General features: G+C 61.5%; 10 protein-coding genes. 4 read left to right on the forward strand and 6 right to left on the reverse strand.

The window, feature by feature from the left end; all coding sequences use genetic code 11:
• The first annotated feature begins 361 nt into the window (after nt 1-361).
• Complete coding sequence (locus ACP7A2_RS00430; RefSeq protein ID WP_426132616.1) at nt 362-2,971, forward strand: hypothetical protein; 2,610 nt, start codon at nt 362-364, stop codon at nt 2,969-2,971.
• 45 nt (nt 2,972-3,016) lie between these two features.
• On the opposite strand, the gene fumC is transcribed toward ACP7A2_RS00430, so the two are convergent.
• The 3 genes from fumC to mqo are packed head-to-tail and all read right to left on the reverse strand — an operon-like array spanning nt 3,017 to nt 7,205.
• The gene (fumC, locus tag ACP7A2_RS00435) at nt 3,017-4,447 is read right to left on the reverse strand and encodes a class II fumarate hydratase (RefSeq protein WP_426132617.1); all 1,431 of its coding nucleotides are present in this window, start codon (nt 4,445-4,447) and stop codon (nt 3,017-3,019) included.
• Nucleotides 4,448-4,450: 3 nt separating this feature from the next.
• Nucleotides 4,451-5,713, reverse strand: a complete 1,263-nt coding sequence (locus ACP7A2_RS00440) for a threonine/serine ThrE exporter family protein (protein ID WP_426132618.1) — start codon at nt 5,711-5,713, stop codon at nt 4,451-4,453.
• Complete coding sequence (gene mqo, locus ACP7A2_RS00445) at nt 5,706-7,205, reverse strand: malate dehydrogenase (quinone) (RefSeq protein ID WP_426132619.1); 1,500 nt, start codon at nt 7,203-7,205, stop codon at nt 5,706-5,708. The genes ACP7A2_RS00440 and mqo overlap by 8 nt, the downstream gene beginning before the upstream one ends.
• Before the next feature lie 646 nt (nt 7,206-7,851).
• Between mqo and ACP7A2_RS00450 the strand changes: the two genes are divergently transcribed.
• Nucleotides 7,852-9,021: an MFS transporter gene (locus tag ACP7A2_RS00450; RefSeq protein WP_426132620.1), complete on the forward strand. Its 1,170-nt coding sequence runs from the start codon at nt 7,852-7,854 to the stop codon at nt 9,019-9,021.
• A 58-nt stretch (nt 9,022-9,079) separates the two neighbouring features.
• The gene (locus ACP7A2_RS00455; RefSeq protein WP_426132621.1) at nt 9,080-10,180 is read left to right on the forward strand and encodes a LacI family DNA-binding transcriptional regulator; all 1,101 of its coding nucleotides are present in this window, start codon (nt 9,080-9,082) and stop codon (nt 10,178-10,180) included.
• Nucleotides 10,181-10,229: 49 nt separating this feature from the next.
• Here ACP7A2_RS00455 and ACP7A2_RS00460 read toward each other — a convergent pair whose 3' ends face one another.
• The 3 genes from ACP7A2_RS00460 to ACP7A2_RS00470 are packed head-to-tail and all read right to left on the reverse strand — an operon-like array spanning nt 10,230 to nt 14,323.
• The gene (locus tag ACP7A2_RS00460; RefSeq protein ID WP_426132622.1) at nt 10,230-11,819 is read right to left on the reverse strand and encodes a GMC oxidoreductase; all 1,590 of its coding nucleotides are present in this window, start codon (nt 11,817-11,819) and stop codon (nt 10,230-10,232) included.
• Nucleotides 11,820-11,837: 18 nt separating this feature from the next.
• Nucleotides 11,838-13,625 (reverse strand): thiamine pyrophosphate-binding protein, encoded by a 1,788-nt coding sequence (locus ACP7A2_RS00465; protein WP_426132623.1) that lies wholly within the window; start codon nt 13,623-13,625, stop codon nt 11,838-11,840.
• Nucleotides 13,622-14,323 carry a ThuA domain-containing protein gene (locus tag ACP7A2_RS00470; RefSeq protein WP_426132624.1) on the reverse strand — a complete coding sequence of 234 codons (702 nt, stop codon included), beginning with the start codon at nt 14,321-14,323 and terminating at the stop codon, nt 13,622-13,624. The genes ACP7A2_RS00465 and ACP7A2_RS00470 overlap by 4 nt, the downstream gene beginning before the upstream one ends.
• 310 nt (nt 14,324-14,633) lie before the next feature.
• Between ACP7A2_RS00470 and hisD the strand changes: the two genes are divergently transcribed.
• On the forward strand, nt 14,634-15,917 hold the full coding sequence (gene hisD, locus ACP7A2_RS00475; protein WP_426132625.1) for a histidinol dehydrogenase: 1,284 nt from the start codon (nt 14,634-14,636) through the stop codon (nt 15,915-15,917).
• Nucleotides 15,918-16,214: the final 297 nt, after the last annotated feature.

Here is a 16,214-nt window from a genome sequence, read left to right on the forward strand (position 1 = left end):
TGCCGTTTTTATTGTAGTCGGCGTGTTTGCCGTGGCTGATTCTAAGCACAGTTTGCGCGGCCTGCAGCCGTGAAATTAATTAAACTCGATTAATTAAACTTCACGTCTTTTAATCGGCCCCCGGTGTAGCGTTGACAGGGTCTTAGCCGCTCTGCTTCGACAAAAACCTTTGGTTTGCCGCCGCAGGCTCTGCGGCGGATTTTTTAAAAAAAGTTAAACTAAGTTAACTAAAAGTTTATCCGTGGCGCTGCTGTCCAGTAGTGGCAGTGTGACTCTACGGATGTCAATTGTTAGCGTGTAACAAGACTGTTGCACTTGCCGTCCAATAATCCTTCTCCCATGCCCAAACAGGAGAAAGGTTATGCAGGTGAAACCGGTCGACAGCACGCCCAAAGCGGGCACCAACCCTAACTGGAATACAGCGGTTTCCAGGGCGGTGGACAATCAGGCCGGTGACAACCGTCTCGGGCCGGATACAAAGCGGCCTCAAGGCGACTTTCGCACCGCGCAGCAGATCATTGATGACAACCCGCTGTTGAAAAACCTGGGTAACCAGAGTGGCGTCAAAGACAAGCTGCGTGAACGCGTGGGCGATTTCGAGCATGACCCGGACGCTGCCTACCGCGCGAGCCGGGTGCTGGAACACATCGAAAAGCTCGACGAAAACGGTAAAACTCCGCTTAAGCGGGCTGAGCTCAACGACGCCGGCAACGGCAAGATCGACGGTTTCACCAAAGGCGGCGACGCACGCCACGGTACCGAAGCCGGGCGCCTGCAGGATTTCGGCAAGTACGGCTGGGACACCCTCAAAGGCGATTTGCCGGTCAGCAAACCCAAGACCCCACCCAAAGGCGATGCCCCGTCCAATCACCTGCCTTTGCCCGGCGAAGGCCGCCCGGTGGGCGACACGCGCAGCGCGCAACAGATCATCGACGACAACCCGTTGTTGAAAAACCTCGGCAACCAGAGTGGCGTAAAAGACGCGCTGCGCGAGCGCGTCGGCGACTTTGAGCACGACCCGGACGCCGCCTGGCGCGCAGCCCAGGTGCTCAATTACGTGGAAAACTACGACGAAACCGGCAAGCACATTGACGGTGGCGATGTGGGCAATGGCCGCATCGACGGCTTCACCAAAAGTGGCGAAGCGCGCCACGGCACGGAAGCGGGGCGCCTGCAGGATTTTGGTAAGTACGGCTACGACAACCTCAAGGGCTTGGACGGCAACAGCGCCGACGACCAGATCAAGGACCTCAACGCCAAGGCCACCGAAGACGCCGTGAAGGCCGCTGGCGGCGACGCCTCCAAGGTTGGCGCCGACTATTTCGTCAGCGGCAACAGCAGCGCCAGCGGCGCGGATAAAACCGCCGCGATCATCCAGCTGTCCACCGGGCTGGCCAACTACAAGGCGGGTGCTGACGCGTTCGCCCATCAGGGGCCAGACGGCGCCAACGAGTGGTCGGGTGACGGCAAGTCGCCGGGCCAGCAACGTGAAGATTTCATCAACGACGTGCAAAGCCGCATCGACAAGCTGAGCAAGGACCCGGACGTCCAGCAGTTCCTCAACACCCAGGGCACCGAGCAACTGCAGAAAATGGTCGCCGCCGACCCGTCACTGAAAGCCGAGATGGAACGCCGCCTGGCAGCGTCCTCCAGCACCGACGCCCTGGAAAGCGCGTTTGCGGTCAAGGGCGCGAGCACCACGGACGCGCTGTCGAGCTTTATCAAATACCCCGACTTTTACGCCCAGGCGCTTGGCAAGCAGCCGGACTACAAGAAAGCCCTGGAAAACGCCCCGCAAGACATCAAGGACAAGGTCAAGGCCGAGTACCAAAACATCACCTCCGGCAAGCAAATGAACGACCTGATCGCCAGCGGCGTGCCGGCGGACAAGGCGGTGATTCAGTCCGGGGTCAACAAAGCGGTTTTCGACGCTGTGCTGGACGACCAAACCGTGCAAGCGGGCAGTTCAAGTTTCAATGACGCCGCCGCCAAGCTGGGCCGCGAAGACTTGCTCAAGGGCCAGTCCATCGACGATTTCTACCGTGGCCTGGGCGTCACCGGCGCCAACGACCCGCGCCTTGAGCAAGTCATCAACGACAACATCGCCGCCTTTACAGCCCCCGGAGAAGCACCGCCAAAGACCGCCGATATCATCAGCGGCATTCGCGCGGTGGAAGACGCCATGCGCGGCGGCGCCAAGTTCGACGACGCGATCAAGAAGGTGCAAAGCACGTGGGGCGGCAAGCTGCCATCCGGGGTGAGTGCGGCGTACAAGGCCGGGGTGATGCACGGCGTGTCCGGCGTGCTGCTGGCGGGCGCCATTGGTACGCGGATCGCCAGCGGCAAGGGCGGCAGTACGGCACAGACCGTGGGCCAGTCGTTTCAGGCGGCCGGCTTGTTCATGGAAGGTGGCGCCAAGTTCGTCCAGGACCAGTTCGACCGCACCAAACAAGGCACTTACAAGTTCGATGCACCAAAATTTGTGAAGGATGTGGAGAACGTCGGCAAGAGCCTCGGCGGTGTTGCGGGTAACGTGCTGGGCTTGGTCACCGGGGCGATTTCTGCAAAGAACTCGGCGCAGAGTGGTGACAAGGTCGCAGCGGGCTTTCAGGGAACGTTTGCGGGCTTGAATGGCTTGTCCGCTGTGGCCGGTGCCGTGGAAGTCGCCACTTACGTGGTGCCGCGCATTACCACCGTCGCAGCCGGTGTGGCCGAGGCGGCGGGTGTGATTGGCGGTGCGGCCGGTGCGTTGGCCGGCGCCGTGGGCGGGATTGCGGCGGTGGGCGGGCTGATCTACGCGATCATTGCCGACATCAAGGCCGACAACGCGCGCAAAAAGCAGCAGGAGGACTGGTACAAGGGGCTGACGGAGCAGCTCAATGGTTTCGGCGTCACGCCGCCGCCACTGGACGTGATTATCGCGCCGAAAAACGGTTATGTGGACGTAGGCAACCCCAGCGCGAACTACTGATCGCGCTTGACCTGTGCCGGCGCCCGGCACAGGTTTTTCACGCCATCAAGCGCCCGCAACCCCTTCACCGACCATGTCGCCCGGCACGATGATGCGCGCGTAATCCTGCTCGCTGACCTTGCCGGATTTCAGCGCCGCCGCCTTCAGGGTCGAGCCCGTCGCCTGGGCGTCTTCGGCAATGTGCGCCGCGTTCTGGTAGCCAATTACCGGCGACAGCGCCGTCACCAGCATCAGGTTGTTGTCCAGGTAACCCTGGATTTTCTCGCGATCAATCTCTGTGCCTTCCACTGAATACGTGCGGAATTTCTCGCAGCCGTCCGCGAGGATGGTCGCCGAGTGCAGGAAGTTATTGATGATGATCGGGCGCATTGCATTCAGCTCGAAGTTGCCCTGGCTGCCGGCGAAGGCAATCGCGGTGTCGTTGCCAATCACCTGGATCGAAATCATCACCATCGCTTCGCATTGGGTCGGGTTGACCTTGCCGGGCATGATCGACGAGCCGGGTTCATTGGCTGGCAGTTGCAGTTCGCCAAAGCCGCAGCGCGGGCCGGAGGCGAGCCAGCGCATATCGTTGGCGATTTTCATCAGTGCCACCGCCGCGCCGCGCAAGGCCGCACTGGCGCGCACCATGGCGTCGAGCGAGCCTTGGGCCATGAATTTGTTTGGCGCCGTGACAAAGGGTTTGCCGGTGATTTCGGCAATTTTCGCCGCGACAGTGGCCGAAAAACCGCTGGGCGCATTCAACCCGGTGCCCACGGCGGTGCCGCCCAGCGCAAGTTCATAGAGGCCTTCACGGCTGTGTTCAATTTCGGCGCTGCAACGGCGAATTTGTGCGGCCCAGCCGCTCCATTCCTGGCCCACCGACAGCGGCGTGGCGTCCTGCAGGTGGGTGCGACCGACCTTGATCACGTCCATCCAGCCCGCGGCCTTTTTCTCGATAGTGTCGGCCAGCCGGCTCAGCTCCGGCACCAGGCGCTCATCGATCAGGTTCACGGCGGCGATGTGCATGGCGGTGGGAAAGCTGTCGTTGGAGGACTGGCCCATGTTTACGTCGTCGTTGGGTCCAACCGGCTGCTGGCTGCCGAGTGTGCCGCCGAGCAACTGGATCGCACGGTTGGACAGCACTTCATTGACGTTCATGTTCGACTGAGTGCCCGAGCCGGTTTGCCACACGTACAGCGGGAAATGCTCGTCGAGCTTTGCGGCGATGGCTTCGTCGGCGGCTTGCACAATGGCGTCGGCTTTCCATTGCGGCAGGCGCCCGGCGGCGGCGTTGACCAGCGCGCAGGCTTTTTTGACCACGCCGTACGCGTGATACACGGCTTTGGGCATGCGGTCATCACCGATGCAAAAGTGCTGCAGCGAGCGCTGGGTTTGCGCGCCCCAGTATTTGTCGGCAGGGACTTCAACGCTGCCCATGCTGTCGAACTCGTTACGTTTGCCGGTGGCATCAAGGCCGATGGGAATGTCCGTCATAACTTACCCCTTCAATAAATGCTCAGATAAATGGCGTTCAGGTCTCACTGCCAGCGCGAGTAACACACCCACGGCGATGGCGGCGCTGACGATCGCCGTGGTGATGGCCAGCGACGTGGTTTGTGCGATCAACACCGCCGGTGAATCAGCGCCGAGGGACATCAACTGCAACGCGCCGATACCGGCGCGAAACCCATAGGAACCGGGGATCAGCGCGACGATGCCGGGAAAGGCAAATGCCACCGGTGGCACTCGAAAACGTGCTGCAGCGATTACCGCCACCAGGCCGGCGGCGAACGCACCGAGCAGCGACGCACAGGCCAGGTCCAGCCCGTATTGCTGAGCCAGCGTGCGAACGCCGTGAGCCGCCATGCCGCAGAGCACGCACACCCACAGCACACGCCAGGGCACATTGAAAAACACCGCGTAACCCAAGGCGGCGGTGGCGGCAAACAGCACGTCCTGGCCCAGCGGCAGTGAGCCCGGCCCGCTGCCCACCGGCAGGCGGTCTCCCGCAGCGGCGCCCGCGATAAACAGCGCAAAGCTGATCACCAACACGGTCAGCGCACCGGTCGCAATGCGTGCAAGGCCACTGCCGGGGTGCCCGCTGACCAGGTCGCGCACGCCGTTGATCAACGGCACACCGGGCACCAGAATCATGCCGGCGGCCGTGAGGCACAGGGCCGGCGAAACACCCGGGCACGCCCGCAGCACCAGGATGCTGCCCAGGCCACTGAGGCACGCGGTCATAAATACCGTCGCCACGCTGTTCAGCGAATACCGGCCCATCAGGCGCCGCAGCACAACGCTGAGCACGCCCGCCACAAACGCCGCCACCACCACGGACCACTGCGCACCGAACAGGCGTGCCAGCGAGGCAGCCGTGATGGCCATGCCCAGGGTCATGACCATCGGGGAGTGCTGCGGTGGCGCGTGTTCCACGGCGTCCAGTTGTGCATCGATCGCCTGGGCCTTCAGCGTACCCAGGCAAATGCCGTCGACGACCTGTTGCAGCGCCATCAGCGTGCCCATGTCCACCGTTGTCCCGCTCAGTGCATGGCCCACCGTGGTCTGGAAATGCGCCTCGCAGCCCACCGTCACCAGCAGCGCCTCGGCCGTGCCCATCACCTGCACCGGGTGGCCCAGGGCACGTGCCAGCTGCGCGAGGATGCGTTGGGTGTGCTGGGTGTCGGCGCCGTAGGTCAGCAGTATTCGCCCGATGCGCGCCGTCATATGGGCCACGCGTTCGAGTGACACCTCAGACATTTTGCAAACCCAGCACCTGCGCGGTATCGGCGCGGGAGGCGCGGCAGGCATCGCCGTCGGTTTTCAGGTCAATGCCATAAGTCGGAATGATTGCCTGCAAACGTGGCAGCCAGGCCTCCGGCGTGAGTTTGTCGGCAAAGCATTTTTGCAGCACTTGCAGCGAGATGTGCGCGGCAGTGGAGGCGCCAGGTGACGCGCCGAGCAAGGCCACGATGGAGTTGTCCTGCGCGGCAATCAGCTCGGTGCCGAACACCAGTTCGCCGCCGCCATGGCCAGTCGGCTTGATGATTTGCACGCGCTGGCCGGCCACGGCTTCTGTCCAATCGGCCTGGGTGGCATTCGGGAAGAACTCTTTGAGCGAGGCGAAGCGTTCATCGGCGGTCTGGGTGACCTGGCTGATCAAGTATTTTTCCAGGTCCCAGCTGTGCACGGCCACGTCCAGCATCGGCGCGAGGTTGGCGGGGCGGATGGACTTGAACAGGTCCAGGTAGGAACCGGACTTGAGGAATTTGCTGGAGAACCCGGCGTACGGGCCGAACAGCATCGAACGTTTGCCGCCAATGATGCGCGTGTCCAGGTGCGGCACCGACATGGGCGGCGAACCGTGGGGGGCCTTGCCATACACCTTGGCCTGATGACACGCCGCGACCTCGGCCACATCACACCGCAGCCAGATGCCGCTGACGGGGAAGCCCGCGTAGCCATGACCCTCGGGAATGCCGGATTTCTGCAACAGCTCGATGGAGGCGCCACCGGCCCCGATAAACACGAATCTGGACTGAGTGATTTGCGTGTTGCCGGTGGCGAGGTCTTTCACTTTCACCCGCCACTGGCCGTCGTCACTGCGGCTCAAGTCGACGACCTGATGCCCATACTGCACGCTGAAATTCGACTGTTTCGCCAGCTCTGCCACCAACAGGTGGGTGAGGGCGCCGTAATCCACATCCGAACCGGTAGCCATGCGCGTGGCGGTGACGATTTCCTTGGGGTCGCGGCCCTCCATGACCAAGGGCGCCCAGCCGGCGATGACGTGCGGGTCTTCGCTGTACTCCATGCCGTGGTAGCAGTGGTGGGCCGACATGGCTTCAAAGCGTTTGCGCAGGAAGTCGCGGTTGTCTTCGCCGGTCACAAAGCTCATGTGCGGGCAGGCATGAATGAACGCCGCAGGGTCGGCAATCGCGCCTTTGCGCACCAGGTACGTCCACAACTGGCGCGAGATATCGAACTGCACATTCACTTCCAGGGCATTGCTGATGTCCACGCTGCCGTCAGGCTTGAGCGGCGTGTAGTTCAGCTCGCAATTGGCCGCGTGGCCAGTGCCGGCGTTGTTCCAGCCATCGGAGCTTTCCTGGGCGCAATCGTGCAAGGACTCATACATCGCGATTTCAAGGCCGGGCTCCAACTCCTTGAGCAGGGTGCCAACGGTCGCACTCATGATGCCGGCACCGATCAGTACCACATCGGCTGTTCGCGTAATCGTTGCTTTGGACATAAGGAATTACCTTCGTTAAAAGAGTTCAGGCTTTGACATCGAAAGCGATGCTGCACTAACGGTGAATACTTTTAAGTTGTGTGCGCGCGAATAAACAGTCAGGGCGAGCGCGCACTGACTATTGATGCGTGATCCTTGATGGCTGGGCTGAAGCGCCCGTTTTCCCTGAGTTCAAGTGAAACAATGTAACGGATTGTATGACAATAGAGTGTTGTTGGAAGTGGCGTCAAGTATATCTGCGCAGACGCTGATCCTATTCAGTGGATATTCAGATCTAATAATCCTGATAAATAAGTCATCCAGCTGACAGAGCATGATATGAACTTAAATTATTGTTTACTTAGTTAAAAAATATTCAATGTTAATCCCCAGTATGCCGGCGTGGAGTACGACGCATGGCACGCGCTTTTATTCCTTCGAGCCGGGGGGCGATGAGTTGATTGCCAGCCTGTTGCCTGGAGACAACGGCTGCGTCAAGGCTGCCCGCGCATCAGCAGCGGGCCGAAGCCTGGAGTTATACGTATAACTCCTGAAAAATAACACTGCCGGCCGATGAGCTGTCAGCGCGAGCAAAACAACAGTTTGGCGCGGCTGAATATTTTGAGTTATACGTATAACTTCAATTAAGCCAGCACAGAGGATTGCCGTGTCGTCTCAAGCCTTGCAACTGCCCAGCAGCACCCCGGATATGGTCGCCTACCGGTTGACCTTCCTGATGTCCGGCCTGTGCATGGGCGCCTGGGCGCCGCTGGTGCCGTATGCCCGCAGCCGCGTCGGCGTGGAGGACGGTGCGTTGGGCCTGTTGCTGCTGTGTCTGGGGCTGGGTTCACTGGTGATGATGCCGCTGGCGGGCATCTTGAATGCGCGCAAGGGTTGCCGCTTTACCATGCACGTGGGCATTGCCCTGGTGCTGCTGACCTTGCCGGTGCTGTGCAGCACGCAGTCGTTCGTCGGTTTGATGCTGGCCCTGACCGTGTTCGGCGCCGGGTGTGGCGCGGTGGATGTGACCATGAACGTGCAGGGCGTGATGGTCGAGCGGGCGACACGGCGCTCGCTGATGTCCGGCTTTCACGGCCTGTTCAGCCTGGGCACGATTGTCAGTGCCGGCGGGATCACTGCCTTGCTCTGGTCTGGCGCCACGCCCTTGGTGGCGAGCGGCGCGGTGATGGCCGCATTGGTCGCTTTTGTGCTGACTTACGGTCGGCAGATGCTGGGGCGCAGTGGCGAAGAAGGCAGCCCGATTTTTGTGCGGCCCACAGGCAAGGTCCTGGTGCTGGGGGTGCTGTGTCTGTTTGCCTTTCTGGCAGAAGGCGCGATTCTGGACTGGAGCGCGGTGTTCCTGACGGAAGTGCGCGGCGTCGAACATTCGATAGCGGGCCTGGGTTATGCCGCGTTTGCCGTCATGATGGCGCTGGGACGCTTGAGTGGTGACCGTATCCTGCAAAAGCTCGGTGCGCGGACAGTCCTGATCGGTGGCGGGCTTATTGTGATGTGCGGCTTTGTGGTGGTGGTGCTCGCGCCCAACTGGCGGGTGAACCTTGTGGGGTTTGCGGTCATCGGCATCGGCCTGGCCAACATTGCCCCGGTGTACCTGTCGCTGGCTGGCGCGCAACGCACGATGCCGGGAGAGCTGGCGATAGCTGCCGCGACGAGCCTGGGTTACCTCGGCATTCTGATGGGCCCTGCGGTGATCGGGCTGTTTGCCCATGCGACGAATTTATCCTGGGCGCTGCTCGCCGTGGCGTCGTTGATGATCGCGATCATGCTCAGTGCCACACGGCTGGTTCCGAAGGTTTCACCGCAACAGGTACACTGAGTGCATTGTTTTTTCACAGACCTCGTCTGAGGTGTTTAAAGAGATCGGGAAACACGCGATGGCAGCCGTATCAATGAAAGACGTCGCACTGGCGGCGGGGGTGTCCCAGCCGGCGGTGTCTTACGCCTACAACCGTCCCTCCAAACTGTCCCCGGCCCAGCGTGAGCACATCCTTGAGGTGGCCGCTTCGCTGGGTTACCCCGGCCCGAATGTGCTGGGGCGCAGCCTGCGTTCGGGCAAGATCGGTGCGATCGGGCTGATGATGATGGACAAGCTGTCACTGGCGTTTGCCGACCCTTGCACCATCGCGATGTTGCGCGGCATCAGTGAAGTGGGCGAGCTGGAAAATGTCGCGCTCACCCTGTTCCCGCTCAACAACAACCGCCTGGTCGGTCGCGCCCAGGCCGCCAGCCACAGCAGCCTGGCCCTGCGTGGCCTGGTGGATGGCCTGATCATCTCGACCTTGCCCGATGACCACCCGGCCGTGTTGGCGGTGGTCAAGCAGAACCTGCCGTTTGTGGTGATCGACTCGCCGCTGGTGGAGAACGCGTTTTTTGTCGGGATCGACGACCGCGCCGCTGCGCGTGCGCAGGTGCAGCATCTGCTCGATCTGGGCCACCGCAAGATCGGCGTGATCATCGACCGCCTCAACCCGGACGGTTATCGCGGCCCCATCGACCGGCAGCGCTTCAAGAGCGCCAGTGAGCGCATTGTGCGCGAGCGCCTGACCGGCTATGTGGAAGCGGCCAATGCCGCCGGCCTGTCGTTTGAGGATTTGTGCGTGATCGAGGCGGGCGGCCTGGACTCGACTTCCGGGCAAACAGCGGCCTTCACCTTGCTGACATCCAATGACGTCACTGCCGTGGTTGCCTGCTCGGACGTGATGGCTATCGCCTGCATGAAAACCGCCCGTGCGCTCAATCGGACTGTGCCGCAGACGCTGTCGGTGATTGGCTTTGACGACATTCCGGAGGCGGTTCAACTGGGCCTGACCACCATCGCCCAGCCAATGGTCGAGAAGGGTGTTTACGCCGCGCGGCTGTTGACCGACCAACTCAACGCGCCGGTTGACGCGCCGTTGGCGCCCGAGCAGAAAATCTTCGCCACCAAGCTGGTGGTGCGCACCTCAACCCAGGCCCTCACGCCGACTGAGGTGTAACCAACCCTGACGAACAGGCGGCAATGTGAACCTCACATCGCCGCCTTTTTTATTCACCGTTTTTGAAGTGTGCCGCTACACGCAAGGCGTTGGCGGCGATGGTCAGCGCCGGGTTAACCGCCGCCGATGAGGGGAAAAACGAGCTGTCCACCACCCACACATTGTCCAGGTCATGCAGCTTGCAGTGGATGTCCAGCACGCTGCTGGCCGGGTCGGTGCCCATCACGGCGGTGCCGCATTGGTGGGAGTTGGTGGCGATACCCATGCGCGCCTTGAGGATCAGCGGGTAGCCGGCTTTGCGCAGCACTGTTCGGGTGTTGTTGACCAGGTCTTCGTGGGCCTTGAGGTTATTGGGCGTCCACTGCACCTTGATCGCCCCGCGAGCCTTGTCATACGTGACGCGGTTTTGCGCCATCGGCAAGTCTTCGGACGTGAGGTACAGGTCGACGCTGTGGTCGGTGAGGTAGCGCGAGACAAACCGTGGCAGCCAGGGACGCATCGCGCTGATCATCGGTTCGCGGATTTTCCCGAGCATCTGCACATTGCCCAGGGGAAACGGGTTCTGCGGGCCGCTGCCGTACCAGTCGTTGATGGCCAGGGTTTTCTGGAAGGTCACCGGGTTCTTGCGCCGTGGGTCCACGGCCAGCATGAAGGTGCTGTTGTGCACCATGTAATTGCGGCCCAGTTGCCCTGAGCTGTTGCCCAGTCCGTCCGGGTGCTGCGGGGTGGCTGACTTGAACAACAGCGCAGCACTGTTCACCGCGCCGCAGGCCAATACGAAGCGTCTGGCACGCAGGGTAATGTCGCGACCGTCCAGTTGGCCGTGGGCCTCGGTGACACGGCGGCCATCGCTGACCAGGCGTTGGACGGTGGTGCGGGTCAGCAGGCGCACACCGCCGAGCAGGGCCGGGCGCAGCGCCGAGACTTCGGCGTCGGCCTTGGCGTCCACCAGGCACGGGTAGCCATCGCAGGTTGAGCACAGTACGCAAGCGCCGCCGTCGCCGTAGTCGACCGCAGCCGGCATCACGAACGGTGTGAGGCCCGACAACCGCAGGCTGTGCGCCAGCGACACCAGCGCAGGATCATGCGCCAGCGCCGGTTGCGGATAGGGGCCGGAACGCCAGGGCTCACTGGGATCAACGCCGGCCTGGCCATGCACGCGGTAGAGTTTTTCGGCTTCGGCGTACCACGGCTCGAACTCGGCGTAGCTGATCGGCCACGCCGGGGAGACGCCTTCGGCATGCCGAATTTCACCGAAGTCCGCCTCGCGAAACCGGGGCAGCATGGCGCCGTAGAATTTGGTGTTGCCGCCGACGTAATAAAACACGCCGGGGGAAAATGCCTGGTTGTGGTGGTCCAGCCACGGTTCGGCGTTGCGGTAACGGCCTTTGCCGAACACCGCTTCAGCGCTCCAATTCTGGATTTCTCGCGGCAGGAAGTCGCCGCGTTCGACGATGACGATATCCAGCCCGCTGTCGCGCAGGGCGTGGGCGAATGTTGAACCGCCCATGCCCGAGCCGATAATCACCACGTCGCAATTGACAGTGCCATCTGCATCAGGTGTCACCACGTCGAGGGCGCGGGGCGCCCTCGGTTGTGGTTTCAGCTCTGCATGATGCGAAATCAATGCATCACTCATGTTGAGCTGCTCCAGCGCTTACAGGTGCTGTTCGGAATTACGGATTTGCCAGTATTCATCCTGGCGCTCGTCGGTAATGTATTCCGGGATCGGGAAGTCCCACCAGCCCGGCACCCACGGGCCTGCAGCGTCGCGGTCGGTGGGCACTTCGATCAGCACCGGCACGTTCAAGTCCAGGGCTTCCTGCAGGATGGGTTCGAGGTCTTCGGGACGCTCGACGCGGTAGGATTTGAGGCCGAAGGCTTCGCCCACCGCCTTGAAATCCGGGCTGTATGGCGTGCCGTCCGGGTGGTTGAACTCGGTGCCGATATGGCGACTGGTCTGCTTGCGCTGACCACCGCGAATCGACATGTAGCCCGCGTTGTTCTGGATCAGGAACACCACCGGAATATTGTTGGTCACGCAGATCGCGATTTCCTGGGAAGTCATCAGGAAGTCGCCGTCACCGAGGATGCACACCACCGGTTGGTTCGGCGCGGCGAGCTTGGCGCCGATGGCCGCCGGCACCGCCCAACCCATCGACGAAAAACCGCCGGAAGTGAGGTGTGTGCGCGGGGTGTACACCGGGAACGTCTGCTTGACCGCGCCCTGAGTGTTGCCCGAGCCGACCACCACGATGGTGTCGCGCGGGAAGATCTTGCGCAGTGCGCCCAGTGGGCGTTGCGAGGTGAACGGAAAGCGCTCTGAGTCACGACGGCCAGCGAGTTTGGTTTCCCATTCCTCCTGATAACCGCGCAGGTCGCTGAGGTAAGCGTCGCGGTCAACGGTTTGACCTTTGAGGCCTTCGACGATTGCGGCCAGCGCGTGCCTGGCGTCGGCGCAGATGCCCACGGTCACCGGGTAGTTCTTGCCGATTTCGTGGGGGTCGATGTCGATGTGGATCAGCTTGGACGGCGGAATCGCAAAGGTCACGCCCTTGGCATAGCTGGACGACGACCAATCGGTAAAACGGCAACCCACAGCGATGATCACGTCTGCAGTGGACGCGACCTTGTTGCCGCACAAGGTGCCGGTCTGGCCGACGCTGCCGGCGAACAACGGGTGGTCTTCGGGGAAGCCGCTTTTGCCGTTCCAGGTGGTCACCACCGGGATTTTCCAGGCTTCGGCCAGGGCCAGAATCTGCGCGCTGGCTTCACCAGTGATCACACCGCCGCCAATCACCAATACCGGGCGCGTGCTCAGTTTCAACTCTTCCACGGCCCGTGCCGTAGCCGCTGGGTCCGGGAAGGATTTGCCGATTGGCGTACGTTCTTCCAGGGCATGCAGGGTCACTTCAGCCGCTTCGGCTTGCACATCCATGGGGATTTCCAGGTGCACAGGGCCAGGGCGGCCGGTGACCATGGCGCTCCAGGCGCGGTGCATCATGAACGGCAGTTCTTCCACGCGCGTGGCGACCCAGTGACGCTTGGTCACTGCTTCGGCGATTTTCGGGAAGTCGTTGTCGGTGTAACGCTCCAGCTCTTGCAGCAAACCGTGGCCACGCATGTGGGTGGGCGGCCCGCCGGTGATCAGCATCAGGCTGGTGGAGTCGGTGAACGCGGTGGCCATGCCGATCACCGTGTTGGCGGCACCTGCGCCGATGGACGTGACCGCCGCCATTGGTTTGCCGCTGACCCGGTAGTAGCCGTCGGCAAGGTGCACCGCACTTTGTTCGTGGAATACCTGGATGAACTTGAGCTTCGAGTCTTCCTCAAGGAAGGCGTCGGTGAGTGTCCAGATACCGTGGCCAGGAATACCGGCGACGTACTCCACGCCATAATTTTTCAGGGTTTGCGCGACGATCTGGCTGCCAGTCAATTTGGTCATGACAGGACTCCTTGGGTTGAAGAAACGGAAGGCTGTGCACGCCCGCGCGTGGCCCAGTTCAGGCCTTGCTTGGTCAGGCGCCGGATATTCGGGTCGGCGAGGTTGCTGGTGTCGTGGCCGATCGAGTGATAGAACACCCGGCCCTGGCCCCACTGGCGTACCCAGGCTACCGGGCTGCGGTGGCCGTTGAGCCAGGGGAACGGGTTGCCGTCAAAGGTGGTTTGCGCCAGCACATGAATGTTCGGGTCGACCTGCATGTAGTACTGCTCGGAGCGCACCTCGAAATCCTCGACGCCTTGTGTCACCTCGTGGTCGCGGTCGATAAAGTTGACCTGATACGGGTGCGGGAAACCTTCGCCCATCGGGTGTTCCAAAAAGGAGCCGCCCAATACCCAGTGGTACTTGAGGCTGGCGCGAAACGCAGCGCCCGCACCGTGCCAACCGACGAGGCCGGTGCCGCTTTCGATGGCTTCGAGCAAGCGGTTTTCCTGGGAGGCGGTGAGGGTTTCGGTGGTGACGGCGTTGTTCCAGCCGATCACGATCAAGTCATAGCCGGTCAAGTCCCTGTCCAGCGTGAAGATGTCGGTGGACTCTTCGACGTCGAACGCCAGCTCCTGGAAAACCGTGCGCGCCCAGGCCGCGATTTCGTAGGGGTAATGGCCGGGCCAGCCACCGAACAGATACAAGACTCGACTCACGGTTGTTCACCTCTTCAGGTTGGGTGTGATTATTAGGTTATACGTATAACCGTCTTTTTAAGCTAACACTCCGCCGAACCAAGTCAATGGTTGCTGAGCGGTTTCTTAGGCGATTTTTTGGGGTTATATAAATTGGTTATACGAATAACGTCAGTTGCCCGGGCGAGTGCTGCAGCGGTGCGTCTGAGCTGCGTCAGGGTGCGTCACCTATAAGCCGCCTGCGAAATTGTCCGGGGCTGGGGGGTAGGAAAAGATGGCGGTGAATGCTGGGGCATGTCGCGTGCCCTCTAGAACCACCTGGAGTCCATTGATGATTCGTTATCTGAAAACAAGTAAACCGGTAGAAGCCCAGGCCGAGATCGCCGCCCAAGTCCGCGAGACGGTTGAGCAAATCATCGCCAACGTCGCGCGCAACGGTGATGCCGCTGTGCGTGAGTATTCAAGCCGGTTTGATCACTGGTCGCCGCTGTCTTTTCGGCTGACCGATGCGCAAATCGCGGCCTGCGTGGCCAGCCTGTCCGAGCAGGAGCTGGGCGATATCACCTTCGCCCAGGCCCAGGTGCGCCGGTTTGCCGAGGTGCAAAAGGCATCAATGCATGATGTGGAAGTCGAAACCTTGCCGGGGGTGATCCTTGGCCACCGCAATATTCCGGTGAACTCGGTGGCTTGCTACATTCCGGGTGGCAAATACCCGTTGCTGGCCTCGGCGCACATGAGCGTACTGACGGCCAAGGTCGCCGGGGTTAAACGCGTGGTGGCCGCCGCGCCGCCGTTCGATGGCAAGCCGCATCCGGCGATCGTCACGGCCATGTACCTGGCGGGTGCCGATGAGATCTATTGCCTGGGCGGTGTGCAGGCGATTGCCGCATTTGCCTTGGGCACCGATACGTTCAAGCCGGTGGATATGATTGTCGGTCCGGGGAATGCGTATGTGGCGGAAGCGAAGCGCCAGTTGTTCGGCAAGATTGGTATCGACCTGATAGCCGGGCCGACGGAGACGCTGGTGATCGCCGATGACAGCAGCGACGTTGAAATCATCGCTGCCGATTTGCTGGGCCAGGCCGAGCACGGTGTGAATTCGCCGGCGGTGTTCCTGACCAATAGCGCGGCCCTGGCGCAAACGCTGCCGGCGGAAATCGAGCGTCAGTTGGCGATTTTGTCTACCGCGCCTGTCGCCTCGGTGGCGTGGCGTGACTACGGCGAAATCATTCTTTGCGACACGGTTGAAGAGTTGGTGCAGGAAGCGGACCGGATTGCTTCCGAGCATGTGCAGGTGATGACCCGTGAGCCGCTGTATTTCCTTGAGCACATGACTAACTACGGTGCGCTGTTTCTGGGGGAGCGCACTAACGTGTCGTATGGCGACAAGGTCATTGGTACCAACCACACGCTGCCTACCACGGGCACGGCGCGGTATACCGGTGGGTTGTGGGTGGGCAAGTTTATCAAGACGTGCACGTATCAGCGTGTGCTGACAGATGAGGCGTCGGTGCTGGTGGGTGAGTATTGCTCGCGGTTGTGTGGGATGGAGGGGTTTGCGGGGCACAAGGAGCAGGCGGATATTCGGATTCGGCGTTACAAGAAGTCTGTTTGAGGGTTTGGTTGGGTTTGAACGGTGGGGGCGGGGTTGTGTGTGAGGGTGGGGTGTCAGTCGCGGGGTTTGGTGGCTGATGTTGCGTCTTCGCGGGCAAGCCCGCTCCCACATTTTTTTGCGGAGTCTGTGGTATCGCGATCTTAAGGTGGGAGCTGGATTGCTTGTGATGGCGGGCTGTCAGTCAGCCCAATCTCACTGCTGCACCGCGATTGAAATGTGGGAGCTGGCTTGCCTGTGATGGCGGGCTGTCAGTGAGCCCATTGTCACTGCTGCACCGCGATCAAAATGTGGGAGCTG

The organism is Pseudomonas sp. PWP3-1b2 (assembly GCF_049896045.1).
GTDB lineage: Bacteria > Pseudomonadota > Gammaproteobacteria > Pseudomonadales > Pseudomonadaceae > Aquipseudomonas > Aquipseudomonas antarctica_B.